This is a genomic window from Pseudomonas sp. IPO3747 (assembly GCF_013385245.1).
GTDB classification, from domain to species: domain Bacteria; phylum Pseudomonadota; class Gammaproteobacteria; order Pseudomonadales; family Pseudomonadaceae; genus Aquipseudomonas; species Aquipseudomonas edaphica.
Genome location: NZ_JACAQL010000008.1, coordinates 166062 through 182935, shown reverse-complemented (window position 1 = coordinate 182935; position 16874 = coordinate 166062). Strand labels below are relative to the sequence as shown.

12 protein-coding genes are annotated in these 16874 nt (G+C 60.6%); 3 read left to right on the top strand and 9 right to left on the bottom strand.

What is annotated here, in order from left to right; genetic code table 11:
• Positions 1-323: 323 nt before the first annotated feature.
• From HX790_RS12430 to betI, 5 genes are all read right to left on the bottom strand, one after another.
• Positions 324-1640, bottom strand: coding sequence for a TldD/PmbA family protein (locus HX790_RS12430; protein ID WP_176991612.1), 1317 nt, complete (start codon positions 1638-1640; stop codon positions 324-326).
• Entirely contained in the window at positions 1640-3082 is a 1443-nt protein-coding gene (locus HX790_RS12425; protein ID WP_017139379.1) for a TldD/PmbA family protein, read from the bottom strand. Before HX790_RS12425 ends, HX790_RS12430 begins: the two co-directional genes overlap by 1 nt.
• Positions 3083-3247: 165 nt before the next feature.
• Positions 3248-4951 (bottom strand): choline dehydrogenase, encoded by a 1704-nt coding sequence (gene betA, locus HX790_RS12420; protein WP_017139378.1) that lies wholly within the window; start codon positions 4949-4951, stop codon positions 3248-3250.
• A gap of 192 nt (positions 4952-5143) precedes the next feature.
• Positions 5144-6616 carry a betaine-aldehyde dehydrogenase gene (gene betB, locus HX790_RS12415; RefSeq protein WP_017139377.1) on the bottom strand — a complete coding sequence of 491 codons (1473 nt, stop codon included), beginning with the start codon at positions 6614-6616 and terminating at the stop codon, positions 5144-5146.
• A gap of 109 nt (positions 6617-6725) precedes the next feature.
• Positions 6726-7319, bottom strand: a complete 594-nt coding sequence (betI, locus tag HX790_RS12410) for a transcriptional regulator BetI (RefSeq protein ID WP_010207128.1) — start codon at positions 7317-7319, stop codon at positions 6726-6728.
• A gap of 391 nt (positions 7320-7710) precedes the next feature.
• Between betI and HX790_RS12405 the strand changes: the two genes are divergently transcribed.
• On the top strand, positions 7711-9645 hold the full coding sequence (locus HX790_RS12405) for a BCCT family transporter (RefSeq protein ID WP_232626476.1): 1935 nt from the start codon (positions 7711-7713) through the stop codon (positions 9643-9645).
• 168 nt (positions 9646-9813) lie between these two features.
• On the opposite strand, the gene choV is transcribed toward HX790_RS12405, so the two are convergent.
• The 3 genes from choV to HX790_RS12390 form a co-directional block, all read right to left on the bottom strand.
• Complete coding sequence (choV, locus tag HX790_RS12400; RefSeq protein WP_017139375.1) at positions 9814-10992, bottom strand: choline ABC transporter ATP-binding protein; 1179 nt, start codon at positions 10990-10992, stop codon at positions 9814-9816.
• The gene (gene choW, locus HX790_RS12395) at positions 10989-11834 is read right to left on the bottom strand and encodes a choline ABC transporter permease subunit (protein ID WP_017139374.1); all 846 of its coding nucleotides are present in this window, start codon (positions 11832-11834) and stop codon (positions 10989-10991) included. Before choW ends, choV begins: the two co-directional genes overlap by 4 nt.
• Before the next feature lie 66 nt (positions 11835-11900).
• Positions 11901-12848: a choline ABC transporter substrate-binding protein gene (locus HX790_RS12390; RefSeq protein ID WP_099550374.1), complete on the bottom strand. Its 948-nt coding sequence runs from the start codon at positions 12846-12848 to the stop codon at positions 11901-11903.
• A gap of 414 nt (positions 12849-13262) precedes the next feature.
• Between HX790_RS12390 and HX790_RS12385 the strand changes: the two genes are divergently transcribed.
• Together HX790_RS12385 and HX790_RS12380 are read left to right on the top strand one after the other, a co-directional pair.
• Entirely contained in the window at positions 13263-14639 is a 1377-nt protein-coding gene (locus tag HX790_RS12385) for an L-serine ammonia-lyase (RefSeq protein WP_099550375.1), read from the top strand.
• A 501-nt stretch (positions 14640-15140) separates the two neighbouring features.
• Positions 15141-16244 carry a GlxA family transcriptional regulator gene (locus HX790_RS12380; protein ID WP_005792167.1) on the top strand — a complete coding sequence of 368 codons (1104 nt, stop codon included), beginning with the start codon at positions 15141-15143 and terminating at the stop codon, positions 16242-16244.
• A 109-nt stretch (positions 16245-16353) separates the two neighbouring features.
• Here the strand turns inward: HX790_RS12380 and HX790_RS12375 are convergent, their stop codons facing one another.
• A complete protein-coding gene (locus HX790_RS12375; protein WP_017139371.1) occupies positions 16354-16617 on the bottom strand; it encodes a hypothetical protein in 264 nt (87 codons plus the stop codon).
• Between the last annotated feature and the right edge of the window lie 257 nt (positions 16618-16874).

The window sequence follows — 16874 nt, the reverse complement described above, 5'->3', positions numbered from 1 at the left end:
CTCCAGCTTGCCCTTCCCGGGCAAGGTCATGCTCTCGTGGGGTGGGTGGCGGGATGCCACTAACCGTTATAACGAGGTTTTTTGCGGGCGACAACAGGCCGCACGGGGAGAAGTGTTAGATGGGATTTTGCGGTAGGAAGGGATGAAACGAGGTGTCTGAAATCAATACAAGCCTATGTGGGAGCTGGCTTGTCTGGTAGCTGGCCTATGTGGGAGCTGGCTTGCCTGCGATGGCATCACTGCGGTGTGACTGACACACCGAGGTGACTGCATCGCAGGCAAGCCAGCTCCCACACAAGCCCGCTCCCACAGGGGCGTTGTATTTACAGCGTTAGCGTCAGGCGCTTGACCAGCGCCCCCGGCAGCAGGTTGGACGAGGTATTGCGCTGGCTGTACGTACTCGCCGACAGCAGCAGTTCCCGTTCCGAGGTCAGCGCTTCAAGCTGCGAACCGAGCAGGCTGTAGACACTGTCATCAAACCGCATGGTGCTCACCGGCGCCATGATCTCACCGTCTTCGACCCAGAACGTGGCAAAGCGCGTCATGCCGGTCAGGCGTGCCGCCGGCAAGTCCGAGTAGTTCAGATACCACAGGTTGCTGATGTACAAGCCAGTGCCCAATTGCTTGAGGACATCGGCCTGGGGCAGGTTGCCTGCGGCCATCTGCAAGGCGCTGGGCGACTCGTCGCTGCTGGCGCCGTTGGTGCTCAGGCCATATTCGGCAGCACTGCGCGAGTTGATCAACTGGCCCTCGGCTTTACCGGCGTTGATCAGCGTGACATCACTGCGCGGGTAGCCTTCGGTGGAAAACGCCTGGCTCAGGGAGCCGCTGATCTGCTCATCGACCTTCACCAGTGGGCTCAGCGACTGCTCACCCGTGTAGAGCTTTTGCAAGCAACTGCCTTTGCTGGCGATGGCCTGGGCGGAAAACCCGCCCCACGTGACAATGCTGAAGATTTCTTCCAACGCCGCCGGGGCCAGGTAGGCGCGGTATTGGCCGGGAGGCAGCTTGCGCAACGGGCGGCCGAGGAACTCCAGCTGCTCACGCGCCCGCTGGAAACGCTCAGTGAACTCGGCGCTGTCCCAGGTGTGCCCGGCGTAGCTGGCTTTCACCGCTTCGCCGTTGGCGTGGAACAGGCTGAAATCGAAGTTGAAGCTATTGGCCTGATGCCAGCCGAACGCGCCGTCGGAACTGGCAAAGCCACGGCTGATGGGGCCGGCAGCGTAGAAGCCCACCAGGTCCACACCTTCGGCGGCCTGGCTGATATCTGCCAGCACCTGGGCCAGTTCCGGCAGCGGTCGCAGTTGTTCGTTGTGGTTTTGCCAGGCGTTGTGGTTCAGCAGCAGGTACGGATCCTGCGGCAACAATGGCAAGGTTTCGCGCAGTTGTTGCAGGCCGTCGGCCAGGCGCTGGCGATCCAGCTCCGGCTCACCGGCAAGGGTGATACCGAGGTCGGCGTGACGGCCATCGTTGATCAGCTTGAGGTTGAGGCTGGCCTGTTGCACCTGGCCCGCTTGACGCACCTTGGCGTGGTTGAAGCGCACGAACTCGGACGACTCGTCAGCGTAGCCCAGGTGAAACTGTTCCTTGTCGGTGACGGCTTGCTTGAGCCAACCCACCAGTGCCTTGAAGTTATTCATCAGGCATCTCCCCCGAACACGTCGATATCACTAAACACACACGCCGGTGAAGCGTGGCCCACGCGGATCACCTGGTTGGGTTCGCCTTTGCCGCAGTTGGGCGTGCCCAACACCTGGAAGGTGCTGGCGTCGCCGACGGCGCTGAGGTTGCGCCAGAACTGCGCGGAGATGGCGCGGTAGTTGGGGTTTTTGACCACGCCCTTGAGTTCGCCGTTTTCGATCAGCTGGCCCCACTCGCAACCGAACTGGAATTTATTGCGTGCGTCATCGATGGACCAGGAGCGGTTGGTGCTCATCAGAATGCCGTGCTCGATGCCGCTGACCAGCTCAGCCTGGGTCTTGTCGCCGGCCTCGATATTGAGGTTGGCCATGCGGTCGATGGGCGGCCGATTCCAGCCGCACGCGCGGCTGTTGGCCACGCCTGGCAGGTTCGCGCGAAATTGCGACAGCGCGCCACCCAAGGGCTTGAGCAGCAGGCCATCGCGTATCAGGAACTGCTTGCTGGCGGCCGTGCCGTCGTCGTCATGCCCATAGCTGGCGAGCTGTTCGGGGATGTCCGGGTCGAAGGTCACGTTGAGCAAGGGCGAGCCGTATTGCAGGTGGCCGAAGTCGCTGGCCTTCACAAAACTGGTGCCGGCGTAGTTACGCTCATCGCCCAGGATGCGGTCCAGTTCCAGCGGGTGGCCGATGGACTCGTGGATCTGCAGGATCATCTGGTCGGGCATCAGCAGCAGGTCACGCGGGCCGTGGGGCGTGTTCGGCGCGAGCAGCAGTTGCAGGGCTTCATCGGCGACTGTGCGGGCGGCGCCGGCCAGGCCGAAGCGGCGAATCACGTTCGCACTGCCTTGCTGGCCGAAGTTGGTGCCGCCCAGGGTGCGGGTCTGGCTGTCGTTGCCGTCGAAGGCGGTGACGCTCAGGCCCGGAAAGACGAAACGCTGAGCCTGGCGCAGCTCGGCACCGGCGCTGTTGAGGTAGATCTGTTCAACCCGCGTGGTGCCCAGGCTGACTTCCCAACTGACCAGGCGCTCATCCTTGGGCACGCTGGCGGATTCATCGCCGAGCAGTTGGTAGCAGTCGCTCAGGGATGGGAAGGGCTGGTCGAGGTCGGGCGACAGGTAGTCGGCCACGTCACTGGAGACCTGTTGTGTGTGCAAGTCGAGCAGGGCATGGGGCGAAATCTGCCGGGCTTGCTGTTCGGCGCGCTCAAGGGCTGCTTGCAGGCCGGCGAGGGAAATGTCGTTGGTTGCTGCATAAGCTTCCACGCCGTTGAGGCGCACGGTGAGCATGGCGCCCTCGTCGTGGCTAAGGTGTGGCGGCTCGGCGACGTTCTTGCGTACCGACAGGTACTGGCCGGATTCGCGCACATAACGCAACGAGAAGAATTCGGCGCGGGTGCGCAGGGCACTGAAGTGTTGTTTGAGGGTGGGGTGGGCGTCGAACATCGGGACCTCCTTGAGGGCAGCGCAGTCCCAGAGGCTAGCATAGGTGATCGTTCCCACGCTCTGCGTGGGAATGCCGCCTTGGACGCTCTGCGTCCGCTTTTGAAGGTCGTGACGCAGAGCGTCACAGGATGCATTCCCACGCAGAGCGTGGGAACGATCAACGGGTTACTGCGCAGTAGGGCCGACTTCACGCATCGGCTTGCCACGCACCGGCGCATCGCCTGCCACGTAGTAGTCGGCAGTGCTGCGCGGCAGTGGCTTGCGGCCACGGATCTTGTCGGCGATTTTCTCGGCGATCATGATCGTCGGCGCGTTGAGGTTGCCGGTGGTGATGATCGGCATGATCGACGCATCCACAACACGCAGCCCCTGCATGCCATGCACGCGGCCTTCGGCATCCACTACAGCCATCTCGTCGGTGCCCATTTTGCACGAGCAGGACGGGTGGAACGCAGTTTCGGCGTGCTCGCGGATGAACTTGTCCAACTGCTCATCGGTTTGCACGTCAATGCCCGGGCTGATTTCACGGCCACGGTATTGATCCAGCGCCGGCTGCTGCATGATTTCGCGGGTCAGGCGGATGCCGTCACGGAATTCCTGCCAGTCCTGCTCGGTGGCCATGTAGTTGAAGAGGATGCTCGGGTAGTCCCGAGGGTTCTTCGACTTCAATTGCACGCGGCCACGGCTCGGCGAACGCATGGAACCCATGTGCGCCTGGAAACCGTGCTCTTTCACACCGTTGCTGCCGTTGTAGTTAATCGCGACCGGCAGGAAGTGGTACTGGATGTTCGGCCAATCGAAGTCTTCACGGGTACGGATAAAACCGCCCGCTTCGAACTGGTTGCTGGCGCCGATACCGGTGCCGTTGAACAGCCATTCGGCACCAATGGCCGGCTGGTTGTACCAGAGCAGCGATGGGTACAGCGACACTGGCTGAGTGCAGGCGTATTGCAGGTACAGCTCAAGGTGGTCCTGCAGGTTTTCGCCGACGCCGGGCAGGTCGTGGACCACCGGGATGTCGAGGCTTTCCAGCAGTTTGGCCGGGCCCACACCGGAGCGTTGCAGCAGTTGCGGCGAAGCGATTGCACCGCTGCACACCAGTACTTCTTTACGCGCACGGGCTTCAACACGTTCTTCAGCCGCGCCGATCAGGTAACGCACGCCTACGGCACGCTTGCCTTCAAACAATACTTTGTCGGTGAGGGCGTGGGTGACGATGGTCAGCGTCGAGCGCTTCTTGGCCGTGTCCAGGTAACCGCGTGCGGTGCTGGCGCGACGGCCTTTAGGCGTGACGGTACGGTCCATCGGGCCGAAGCCTTCTTGCTGGTAGCCGTTCAGGTCGTCGGTACGCGGGTAACCGGCCTGTACGCCGGCTTCAACCATCGCGTGGAACAGCGGGTTGTTGCCGGCTTTAGGCGTGGTCACGCTGACCGGGCCGTCGCCACCGTGGTAGTCGTTGGGGCCGATGTCGCGGGTTTCGGCTTTACGGAAGTACGGCAGGCAGTCGAGGTAGGTCCAGTTTTCCAGACCTGGCAGTTTTGCCCAGTTGTCGTAGTCCATGGCGTTGCCACGGATGTAGCACATGCCGTTGATCAGCGAAGAACCACCCAGGCCTTTGCCGCGACCGCATTCCATCCGACGGCCGTCCATGTGTGGCTCAGGGTCGGTTTCGTAGGCCCAGTTGTAGCGACGGCCTTGCAGCGGGAACGCCAGCGCGGCAGGCATTTGGGTACGGAAGTCAAAACGGTAGTCCGGGCCGCCGGCTTCCAGCAGCAGGACGGTGACGCCTTCGTCTTCGGTCAGACGGGTCGCCAGGGTGTTACCGGCGGAGCCGGCACCCACAATGATGTAATCGTATTCTTGGGACATAAATGCACCCTCATATAAGTGGTTCAAGCTGCTTTTGTGGCGAGGGAGCTTGCTCCCGCTCGACTGCGCAGCAGTCGCAAAACCAGCGAACGAGTTCGGTCTGGAGAACTGCGGGGCCTGGGATGGGGCTGCTGCGCAGCCCAACGGGAGCAAGCTCCCTCGCCACAAAGGCGACTCCCAGGCGCCTGTGGTTTAGAACACCGAGGCGTAGTCGCCCAGCTCAACCTGTACCGATTTGATGCGGGTGAAGTTGTTCAGCGAGCTGATACCGTTCTCACGGCCAACGCCCGACTGCTTGTAGCCGCCAACCGGCATCTTGGCGTCGGATTCGCCCCAGGCGTTGATCCAGCAGATACCCGCTTCCAGCTGATGAATCACGCGGTGGGCGCGGTTCAGGTCCTTGGTCACCAAACCTGCGGCCAGGCCGAAATCGGTGTCGTTGGCGCGGCGGATCACTTCTTCTTCGGTCTCGTAAGTGAGGATGCTCATTACTGGGCCGAAGATTTCTTCACGGACGATGGTCATTTCGTCGGTGCAGTCGGTGAACACAGTCGGGGCCACATAGGCGCCTTTGGCGAATTCGCCGTCGGTCAGGCGGTCGCCGCCGCACAGTACGCGGGCGCCTTCTTCCTTGCCTTTGGCGATGTAGCCGAGCACGCTTTCCATGTGGGCGAAGCTGACCAGCGGGCCGAAGTTGGTGTTTTCGTCTTGTGGGTTGCCAACACGAATGCGCGCAACACGCTCAACGATCTTGGCTTCGAACGCCGCTTGCAGGTGTTTCGGCACGAACACGCGAGTGCCGTTGGTGCAGACCTGACCGGAGCTGTAGAAGTTGGCCATCATGGCGATGTCGGCGGCGCGATCCAGGTCGGCATCTTCGAACACGATCAGCGGCGACTTGCCGCCCAGTTCCATGGTCACTTCTTTGAGCGAGGAGCTCGAAGCGCTGGCCATGACTTTTTTGCCGGTGTCGGTGCCGCCGGTGAACGAGACTTTCTCGATGCGCGGGTGCTCGGTCAGCCAAGTGCCGACTTCACGGCCGCTGCCGGTCAGCACGTTGAACACACCGGCTGGAACGCCAGCTTCGGTGTAGATCTCGGCCAGTTTCAGGGTGGTCAGCGAAGTGACTTCGCTTGGCTTGAAGATCATCGCGTTACCCGCCGCCAGGGCCGGTGCGGATTTCCACAGGGCGATCTGGATCGGGTAGTTCCACGCGCCGATACCGGCTACTACGCCCAGCGGCTCGCGGCGGGTGTAGACGAACGAAGTGTCGCGCAACGGGATCTGCTCGCCTTCGATGGCTGGCACCAGGCCTGCGTAGTATTCCAGCACGTCTGCACCGGTGACGATGTCGACGTATTGGGTTTCGGAGAAGGCTTTACCGGTGTCCAGGGTTTCCAGGGCGGCCAGCTCATCGTTGCGCTCGCGCAGGATGTCGACGGCACGGCGCAGGATGCGCGAACGCTCCATGGCGGTCATGGCGGCCCAGATTTTCTGGCCTTTTTCAGCGCTGACCACGGCACGTTCCACGTCTTCCTTGGTGGCGCGTTGCACTTGGGCGAGAACTTCACCGTTAGCCGGGTTGATGGCTTCGAAGGTGGCATCGCTGCCAGCGTCGCTGTAGCCGCCGTCAATGTAGAGTTTTTGCAGTTCGAAACGGGCCATAAAGTCCTCGCAAGTGCATAAGTGGTTGGCGTTACCCGCCGAAAGTGGGCCATGGGGTTGTGGCAACACTGAGCGGCAGACGTTCAGGGGTTGAGCGTTTATGTGTGCTCTAACTCACCTGCTTGGCCAATTGGAAATCCATGTATTCGTAAGCGATCCGTTGCGCCTGCTCCGTGTCGAAAGCGTCTCCCGACAGGGCGCCGCGCAACCACAAACCGTCGATCAGGGCCGCCAGGCCTCTGGCTGCTTTGCGTGCGTGCGGCAGCGGTAGCACTCGGCGGAACTGGCAGCACAGGTTGGAATACAGACGTTGATCGTTGATCCGCTGCAACCTGTGCAATGACGGGTGGTGCATGCTGGTGGCCCAGAAGGCCAGCCAGGTTTTCATTGCCGGTCCGTTGACCTGGCTGGCGTCGAAGTTGCCCTCGATGATCACCCGAAGGTGCGCCCGTGGGCTGTCGTCCTTCAGCGCAAGCCTGCGTTCGTGGACGTTCTCGATCAGCACATTCATCAAGTACCGCATCGTTGCGGCGATCAGGCCGTTCTTGTCCTGAAAGTAGTGACTGATGATGCCGTTCGAGACGCCGGCCAAACGGGCGATCAGCGCAATGCTGGCATCTCCCATTCCAACCTGATCGATGGCCGTCAAGGTGGCTTCGATCAACTGCTGGCGGCGTATGGGTTGCATACCGACCTTGGGCATGTAGCACCTCTCCTTAGGCCTGCCGTTGGGCGTTAAACGTCCGTCGGCTTGATGGCCAGTCTATTTTGTTTTGATTGAACGTTCAATCAACAAAGAATAAGATCTGCGACAAATGGTCGCTGCCTACAGATTTTTCCTACCTGTGAGCAACGTCCTCTGACACCTGCAAAAACCCTTGAAACAGGCCGTATCAGGGCCTGGCCACTGCCTAGGCGCGGCTCAAGAATTTTCGGGGTGTCTTTATAACACCCGTCCGTCGACTGCCGAAAAATCGATGTCCCGGGATAACCGTTGCCTTGTGTTTCTCTCTCGCACTGCCCGGAGCATCTGCGCCATGAGTTCTGCCTCTCTTATAAAGACCCCGCCGGAAAAGGTCAGGGTCAACGGTTGGGTGTTCTACACCTCCACCGCGCTCATTCTGTTGTTGACCGCCATTCTGATCATCGCCCCGCAGGAGGCCGGGCGCATGCTCGGCGTAGCCCAGGCGTGGCTGTCGAAAAGCTTCGGCTGGTATTACATGGTGGTCATCGCTGCCTACCTGGTGTTTGTGGTCGGCCTGGCGTTTTCGTCCTACGGTAAATTGAAACTGGGCAGCAAGGACGACACCCCGGACTTCAGCTACGGCGCCTGGGCCGGCATGTTGTTCTCGTCGGGCATCGGCATCTCGCTGCTGTATTTCGGGGCTTCCGAGCCTTTGGATCACTACTTCAACCCGCCCGAAGGCGCCGCCGCCAGCAATGGCGCAGCCCGCCAGGCGTTGCAGTTGACGTTCCTGCACTGGGGCCTGCACGGCTGGGCGATTTATGCGCTGGTCGGCCTGGCCGTGGCGTACTTCGCGTACCGTCATAACCAGCCGTTGGCCTTGCGTTCGGCGCTGTACCCGCTGGTGGGCGAGCGTTGGGTCAAAGGCGCGGCCGGCCACGCGGTGGACGGCTTCGGCATGTTCGTGACCCTGCTGGGCCTGGTGACGAACCTGGGGATTGGTTCGATGCAAGTGTCGTCGGGGCTTGAAAACCTGTTCGGCATGCAGCACAGCAACACTAACCTGCTGATCGTGATCATCGTGATGAGCACCGTGGCGACCATCGCTGCCGTGTCGGGTGTGGAAAACGGCATTCGCCGCCTGTCCAACCTCAACATTGTGCTGTTCAGCGGCTTGCTGATCTTTGTGCTGTTGTTTGGCCCGACCTTGCACCTGCTCAATGGCCTGGTGCAGAACACCGGTGACTACCTCAACGGTATCGTGCTGAAAACCTTCGACCTGTATGTGTACGAAGGCGACGCCGACAAGACTGAACGCTGGATGGGCCTGTGGACCCTGTTCTACTGGGCCTGGTGGATTTCCTGGGCGCCATTTGTAGGCATGTTCATCGCGCGTATCTCCCGTGGTCGCACGGTGCGTGAGCTGGTGGCCGGCGTGCTGCTGATCCCGCTGGGCTTCACCCTGGCGTGGTTGTCGATCTTCGGTAACTCGGCGCTGGACCTGGTGCTGAACCACGGCGCAGTGGAGTTGGGCAAGACGGCGCTGGAGCAACCGTCGATGGCCATCTACCAACTGCTTGAGCATTACCCAGCGTCGAAAATCGTGATCGGCGTGTCGATCTTCGTGGGCTTTGTGCTGTTCCTGACCCCGGCGGATTCCGGCGCGGTGATGATGGCCAACCTTTCGTGCAAGGGCGGCAATGTGGATGAAGATGCGCCGCACTGGCTGCGGATCTTCTGGTCGGCGGTGATCACCCTGGTGACCATCGGCCTGCTGTTTGCGGGTAACTTCGAAGCCATGCAAACCATGGTGGTGCTGGCGGGGCTGCCGTTCTCGGTGGTGCTGATTTTCTTTATGTTCGGTTTGCACAAGGCGATGCGCCAGGATGTGGCCATCGAACAGGAGCAAGCGCAATTGGCCGAGCGCGGCCGTCGTGGTTTCAGCGAACGTTTGACTGCGCTGGACCTGCAACCGAGCCAGGGCACCGTGCAGCGCTTTATGGACAAACACGTTACGCCGGCGTTGGAAGAAGCGGCGAGTGCGCTGCGTGACCAAGGGCTGGAAGTGCAGACCTTGTTGGGTAAATCCAAGCGCTGCATCGGTGTGCGCATCGAGATGGAAGAGGGCAACCCGTTTGTCTATGAAGTGAGCCTGGATGCTTACTCCTCGGCACCGAGCGACCTGCCCGAAGAAGAGCGCACCCGTTACTACCGGGCCGAGGTCTACCTGCACAACGGACCTCAGGAATATGACCTGATGGGCTTCGCCCAGGAACAGATCACCCGGGACGTGCTCGATCAGTTTGAAAGCCATCGGCAGCTCCTTGGCCGTGTCTATAGCTGATAGTTGAGCCGAGCGGCGCCGTCACTGGCGCCGCTTTTCCAGGCTTGGAATGAGGTCAAATGTGGGAGCTGGCTTGCCTGCGATAGCGGTGGTGAATTCACTAAAGCTATCGCAGGCAAGCCAGCTCCCACATTGACCCAGTTTCTTCAGTTGGTTTTGCGGTACCGACTAGCCCAGGTTCTTGCCCAGCAGGGCATGGTACAGCTCGCTATCCCCCAAGATTCCCACCACCTGGTTGTTGTTATGCAACACCAGCTTGTTCCCCGTGTGATACCGAATCTGCAACGCATCGCGCATGCCGATATTGGAATCCACCAGCGTCGGTACCCGGCCCAAACCTTCCACCGGTTGCCCCGGCGCCCAGTTCTGCAGGTTCAACGGCGTGCCGTTCTGGCGTGCGCCCTTGATCACATTGCCTTCGGCCAGGTCCAGCCACGAATCGCCGCCCGGGTCCAGGCTGATGGAGCCGTTGACGTGGGTGCAGTTCTCTACGGTACGCATCAGGCTGCGCCCGCACAGCACGTTCAGCGGGTTGGTATGGGCGACGAAGGTGCGCACATAGTCGTCCGCCGGGTTCAGCACAATCTCTTCCGGCACGCTGTACTGGATGATCTTGCCGTCTTTCATGATCGCGATGCGGCTGCCGAGTTTCAGCGCCTCATCCAGGTCGTGGCTCACGAACACGATGGTCTTGCTCAGCTTGCGTTGCAGCTCCAGCAGCTCATCTTGCAGGCCTTGGCGGATCAGCGGGTCGAGGGCCGAGAAGGGTTCGTCCATCAGCAGGATATCGGCGTCCATCGCCAAGGCGCGGGCCAGGCCGACGCGCTGCTGCATGCCGCCGGACAGCTCGTCGGGCTTCTTGTTACGCCATTGGGCCAGGCCCACCAGTTCGAGTTTTTCATCCACCAGCGCGCGGCGTTCTTTCTCCGGGCGGCCCTGCATCTCGAGGCCAAAGCTGATGTTCTCGCGCACCGTCAGCCACGGCATCAGCGCGAACTTCTGGAACACCATGGCGATGCGCTTGGTGCGCATCATTTTCAGCTCGGCGGGCGTGCAGGACGCAATGTCGATCTGGCGGCCTTCGTGCTCCACAAACAGCTGGCCGCGGCTTACGGTGTTGAGGCCGTTGATGCAGCGCAGCAGGCTCGACTTGCCGGAGCCGGACAGGCCCATCAGCACGCAGATCTCGCCCTTCTCAATGTCCAGGCTGGCTTTTTCAACGCCGACGATCTGCCCGGTCTTTTTCAGGATCTCGTTACGGCTCATGCCCTGGTCCAGCAGCTTGAGCGCTTCGCGTGGGTCTTTGGAGAAGATCACGTCGACATTGTCGAATCGGATAATGCTCATGCATCACCCCCTACTTTAGCGTCGGGTTGTTTGCAGATGCGGTCGAGCATGATGGCCAGCAATACGATTGCCAGGCCGGCTTCAAAGCCCAGGGCAATGTCGGCGGTGTTGAGTGCGTTGACCACCGGCTTGCCGAGGCCGTCGGCGCCCACCAGGGCCGCGATCACCACCATCGACAACGACAGCATGATGCATTGGGTAATGCCGGCGGCAATGCTCGGCATGGCGTGGGGCAGTTCAATGCGTGAGAGCAACTGACGGCGCGAGCAGCCAAAGGCCTTGCCGGCGTCCATCAACTCTTGCGGTACATCGCGGATACCCAGGTAGGTCAGGCGGATAGGCGCGGCAATCGCGAACACCACCGTGGAGATCAAGCCAGGCACCACACCCAGCCCGAAGAGGGTCAGGGTAGGGATGAGGTAGACGAAGGTCGGTACGGTCTGCATCAGATCGAGCACCGGCCGCATCATGGTGTAGAACAGCGGTTTGTGTGCGGCAACAATGCCCAGCGGCACACCGATGACCACGCAGACCAGGGTGGCGAACAACACCTGCGCGAGGGTTTCCATGGTTTCCTGCCAGTACCCCAGGTTGAGGATCAGCAGGAAGGAGGCGATGACAAAAACGGTCAGGCCCCATTTACGTTGAATAAAGTGAGCCAGCAGCGCAATCAGACCGATCAATGCCAGCGGATTGAACCAGGTCAGCGCGAACGTCACGCCGTGGATCATCGTTTCCAGGGTCGATGCGATGGCGTCGAAGTAGTTGGCACCATGTTTGGTCAACCATTCGACGAAGGCAGCGATGTACTGGCCTAGTGGGATTTTCTGTTCAGTCAGCATGGTAGTGAATGTCCACATGCGAAGGGGAAAACATCCCGGGGCAGCGCACCGCCCCGGGGTCAGCACTTACTTGGCGAGGTATTCCTTGACGGCCTCCAGACCGGGTTTGCCATCAACCGTGGTCACACCGGCGAGCCAGGTGTCGAGCACTTGCGGGTTCTTCTTCAGCCAGGCTTTGGCTGCGGCGTCGGGCTTCATCTTGTCGTCGAGGACGTTACCCATCAGGGTGCTTTCCATGTTCAAGGTGAACGACAGGTTTTTCAGCAACTGGCCGACGTTGCTGCATTCCTGGGTGTAGCCCTTGCGAACGTTGGTGTAGATGGTGGCCTGGCCGTAGTTGGGGCCGAACGAGTCGTCTCCGCCGGTCAGGTACTTCATCTTGAAGCGGGTGTTCATCGGGTGCGGTTCCCAGCCCAGGAACACGATGGCCTGGTCACGCTTGGAGGCGCGTTCCACCTGCGAGAGCATCCCGGCTTCGCTGGACTCAACCACTTTGAAACCCGCGGTTTTCAGGCCGAAGGCGTCTTTGTCGATGAGGGTCTGGATAGTGCGGTTGCCGTCGTTACCCGGCTCGATGCCGTAGATCTTGCCGCCCAGCTCATCCTTGAATTTGGCGATGTCGGCGAAGTCTTTGAGGCCCTTGTTGTACAGCGCCTCCGGGACCGCCAGGGTGTACTTGGCGTTTTCCAGGTTGGCGCGCACGGTTTCCACGGTGCCGGCATCACGGTATTGCTTGATGTCGTTTTCCATGGTCGGCATCCAGTTGCCGAGGAAGATGTCCATGTTCTTGCCGTCGGCCAGGGACTTGTAGGTCACCGGTACCGAAATCATCGTGGTGCGCGGTTTATAGCCAAGGCCCTTGAGGACTTCGCTGGTGGTCGCGGTGGTGACAGTGATGTCGGTCCAGCCGACATCGGAGAAGTTAACGGTCTTGCACTGTTCCGGTTCTGCAGCGTGTGCCAGGACTGGCAGACTCAGCATGGCGGCCAACAACAACGAGGGTGAACCTTTCATCGGGGTAGACTCCTGTGTCTTTTCTGGCGGCATTCGCCGCGCTTTATAAGTGTTGCGGTTGGGGCGTGCATCGAGGCGACGGCACGGTGCCTTGCAAACGAGTCGAGACTGATCATGTACCAGTGAAAATCTGACGCCTACAGGGGGCGTCGTATCCAGTACAGGGATGGTCGTATCCAGTGTCGGTGACGTCGCTTACAGATTTTTCCAATGGCAAAACCGCAGTTTTTACCGATCTGAACCGCTAAAAACGGCCAAAATGCCCGATCGCACGAGAGCGGCGTTGTTGAGCATGGTTACGTCGGTGTGAGACGCCGTGAAGGCAAGCAAAAGCTTGATGATGCCGCCATCTGGGCGATCTGAGCGTAGCACCTCGTTCAAGCCTGGCCGTGCTTATCGAGGAGTTCTACCGCAATGGCTATCAGTGTTTTCGACCTGTTCAAGATCGGCATCGGGCCTTCTAGTTCTCACACCGTCGGCCCCATGCGCGCCGCAGCGTTGTTCGTTCAGCACTTGCGTGAACGTGGAGTGTTGGAACAAGTACGTCGCGTTGAAGTTCAGCTATATGGCTCGTTGTCGGCCACCGGCATCGGCCATGGCAGCGACACGGCGACCATCATGGGCCTGATGGGCGAGTGGCCGGACGCAATTGACCCGGCGCAAATCGGCCTGCGTATTCACACCCTGCGCGAGACCGACACGCTCTTGCTCGACGGCCGCCTGCCGGTGCCCTTCGTGTGGGCACGCGACATGCGCCTGCTCGACGAAAACCTGCCGTTCCACCCCAACGCCATGACTCTGGTGGTGTTCGATGATGACGGCGAGCTGCACCGCGGCACCTACTATTCAGTCGGTGGTGGTTTTGTGGTGGACGAGGCCCAGGCGCAGAGCGGCGTGGCCGATATGGACCGTACCGAACTGCCGTATGATTTTTCCAGTGCTGTGGAGCTGTTGCAGTTGTGCAAGACCCACAACCTGCGCGTCGCCGAACTAATGTTGGCCAACGAAAAAACCTGGCGCAGCGAAGACGAAATCCGCAGTGGCCTGATGAAGCTCTGGCGCGCCATGCAAGACTGCGTGGAGCAGGGCCTCAAGCACGAAGGCATCCTGCCCGGTGGCCTGAATGTGCGTCGCCGCGCCGCCAAGTTGCACCGCAGTTTGCAGGAGCTGGGCAAACCGAACGTGATTGGCTCGACCTTGAGCGCCATGGAGTGGGTCAACCTCTTCGCCCTGGCGGTCAATGAAGAAAACGCCGCCGGTGGGCGCATGGTCACCGCCCCCACCAATGGCGCGGCGGGGATTATTCCTGCGGTGCTGCACTACTTTATGAAGTTCAGCGAAGAAGTCACCGAAGCCAACGTGGTCGACTATTTGCTGAGCGCTGCGGCCGTCGGGATTCTGTGCAAGAAAAACGCCTCGATTTCCGGCGCCGAAGTCGGCTGCCAGGGTGAAGTCGGTTCAGCCTGTGCCATGGCCGCTGCGGGACTTGCCGAGATCCTCGGCGCCACGCCGGAGCAACTGTGCAACGCCGCCGAAATTGGCCTGGAACATAACCTCGGCCTGACCTGCGACCCGGTCGGCGGGCTGGTGCAAGTGCCGTGCATCGAGCGCAACGCGATTGCGGCGGTGAAGGCGATCAACGCCGCGCAGATGGCGCTGCGCGGTGATGGTCAGCACTTTATTTCCCTTGACCGGGTGATCCGCACCATGCGCGATACCGGCGCGGATATGCATGACAAGTACAAAGAGACTTCGCGGGGTGGTTTGGCCGTCAGCGCAGTAGAGTGTTGATTCACTAATGCCGCCATCGCAGGCAAGCCAGCTCCCACATTTGGAATGCATTCTCCTGTGGGAGCTGGCTTGCCTGCGATAGCGGTAGTTGCAGCACCACTGCTCATAAAGTGAACACCCGAACCCAAAAGCGCCACCTTTTAGCGCGTCGCAAATAGATAAGTAGCTTGCGAACGATTCCGTGCCTCACCACTCGTCACCCGTGCGTGCGGTGACAGACTTTTCCCACGCCCGCAAAGCGCCTTCCCACAAGTGCTACCGATCTGCTCACACCCCAGAGCAGGGCCGGTCTGACGTCCATTTCTGGCCATATTCCGCACTCCCCGCGCGGGCTTATATAGACGCGTCATCAGGTCGTTTTTAGGAGTTATTGGATGGCCATTCAATTTTAGGCATGGCATTTGCTCTACCCATTCAAAGCCTCGCTCCTTGCTGGAGACGAACGCAATAACAAGAGCCTCGCCTGAGGCCATCACCCGCTTTGTGTGAGGAGATACCGCGATGACGTCGTTCAACTCCGGGGCCCAACCCCAGAACCGTGCGCCTCAATCCATCGGCTTTTTGCTGCTGGACAATTTCACGCTGATTTCCCTGGCTTCGGCAGTGGAACCGCTGCGCATGGCCAACCAGCTGTCCGGCCGCGAGCTGTATCGCTGGACAACCCTGAGTGTCGACGGCAACCAAGTGTGGGCCAGCGACGGTCTGCAAATCACCCCCGATGCCTCCATGCATAAAGCCCCGGCCCTGGACACTGTGATTGTGTGCGGTGGCGTGGGAATCCAGCGTACCGTTACCCGTGAGCACGTGTCGTGGCTGCAAAGCCAGGCGCGCCAGTCGCGTCGCCTCGGCGCCGTGTGCACTGGCAGTTGGGCCCTGGCCTGCGCCGGTTTGCTCGACGGTTTCGATTGCAGCGTGCACTGGGAATGCCTGGCGTCGATGCAGGAAGCCTTCCCGCGCGTGGCCATGAGCACGCGCCTGTTCACCCTCGACCGTAACCGCTTTACCAGCTCGGGCGGCACCGCGCCGCTGGACATGATGCTGCACCTGATCAGCCGCGACCACGGCCGTGAATTGTCGGCCGCCATCTCCGAGATGTTTGTGTACGAGCGCATCCGCAATGAACAGGATCACCAGCGCGTGCCGCTCAAGCACATGCTCGGCACCAACCAGCCGAAACTGCAGGAAATCGTCGCGCTGATGGAAGCCAACCTCGAAGAGCCGATCGACCTGGACGAACTGGCGGTGTACGTCGCCGTGTCGCGCCGCCAACTGGAGCGGTTGTTCCAGAAATACCTGCACTGCTCGCCATCGCGCTACTACCTCAAGCTGCGCCTGATTCGCGCGCGGCAATTGCTCAAGCAAACGCCGATGTCGATCATCGAAGTAGCGTCGGTGTGCGGGTTTGTGTCCACGCCGCACTTCTCCAAGTGCTACCGCGAATACTTCGGCATTCCGCCACGCGATGAGCGCGTAGGTTCCAACACGACCCAGCAAGTGGCGATGATGCCGATTCCGCAGGCGTTGGTGCTGTCACCGTTGTCGGGGCCGATGTCGGCGTTGAGCCAGGCGCGTAATGAGTCGACGTTTGCCAGTGTAAGGCTTTAGACCGAGGTGGCTTTATCGCAGCGATGCGGCGACCCGACAAGCCAGCTCCCACATTTGAATTGTGAACCCAGTCAAATGTGGGAGCTGGCTTGCCTGCGATAGCGGTCTATCAGGCGCCCGAGCTCTGCTTGAACTGCACCAAAGCCGGCAACAACTGCTTGTCGATCGCCTGGCGCACCGCCGGCAAAATCGTCGCGCTGCCGGTGTACATCTGCTCCACCATGCCCTTGAGTGCCTTGGCCCGTGCGGCACTCAAACCGCGCACCGCACACTCGCAAGCCTGTTCGGCGCTGGCGCCGCTGGATACCTCGAAACCCAGCGAGCGCAGCTGGCTCAGCAGGTCATCCTGGTCAATCAAGTCCGCGTGCATCATGACGTTTATCCTGGTGTAGGGAACGGGATTGAATGGGATTCTGGTAGGCCCTCGGCCGGTCGGCAAGGGCAGAATCGGCGAATGGCTCAGATGGCTATGAACAGGTCGTTTTCGGGTCATTTACCGATAGCAACAATAGGCACACTGGAGGCCAGGCACGCACCTTGAAGGTTTGGTCACCCTCGGGATGTCACGCTCACACCAAGCACTCTGCCCCGATCCAGTCACGGCTGGCCCGGGGCTTTTTTTGGCTGGGG

What these genes read in the sequence shown, in the direction of transcription:
- betI (WP_010207128.1), bottom strand. Translation starts at nt 7,319, where the DNA reads ATGCCCAAGGTCGGTATGCAACCCATACGCCGCCAGCAGTTGATCGAA.
- HX790_RS12375 (WP_017139371.1), bottom strand. Translation starts at nt 16,617, where the DNA reads ATGATGCACGCGGACTTGATTGACCAGGATGACCTGCTGAGCCAGCTG.
- HX790_RS12385 (WP_099550375.1), top strand. Translation starts at nt 13,263, where the DNA reads ATGGCTATCAGTGTTTTCGACCTGTTCAAGATCGGCATCGGGCCTTCT.
- choV (WP_017139375.1), bottom strand. Translation starts at nt 10,992, where the DNA reads ATGAGCATTATCCGATTCGACAATGTCGACGTGATCTTCTCCAAAGAC.
- HX790_RS12430 (WP_176991612.1), bottom strand. Translation starts at nt 1,640, where the DNA reads ATGAATAACTTCAAGGCACTGGTGGGTTGGCTCAAGCAAGCCGTCACC.
- betA (WP_017139378.1), bottom strand. Translation starts at nt 4,951, where the DNA reads ATGTCCCAAGAATACGATTACATCATTGTGGGTGCCGGCTCCGCCGGT.
- HX790_RS12380 (WP_005792167.1), top strand. Translation starts at nt 15,141, where the DNA reads ATGACGTCGTTCAACTCCGGGGCCCAACCCCAGAACCGTGCGCCTCAA.
- betB (WP_017139377.1), bottom strand. Translation starts at nt 6,616, where the DNA reads ATGGCCCGTTTCGAACTGCAAAAACTCTACATTGACGGCGGCTACAGC.
- HX790_RS12390 (WP_099550374.1), bottom strand. Translation starts at nt 12,848, where the DNA reads ATGAAAGGTTCACCCTCGTTGTTGTTGGCCGCCATGCTGAGTCTGCCA.
- choW (WP_017139374.1), bottom strand. Translation starts at nt 11,834, where the DNA reads ATGCTGACTGAACAGAAAATCCCACTAGGCCAGTACATCGCTGCCTTC.
- HX790_RS12425 (WP_017139379.1), bottom strand. Translation starts at nt 3,082, where the DNA reads ATGTTCGACGCCCACCCCACCCTCAAACAACACTTCAGTGCCCTGCGC.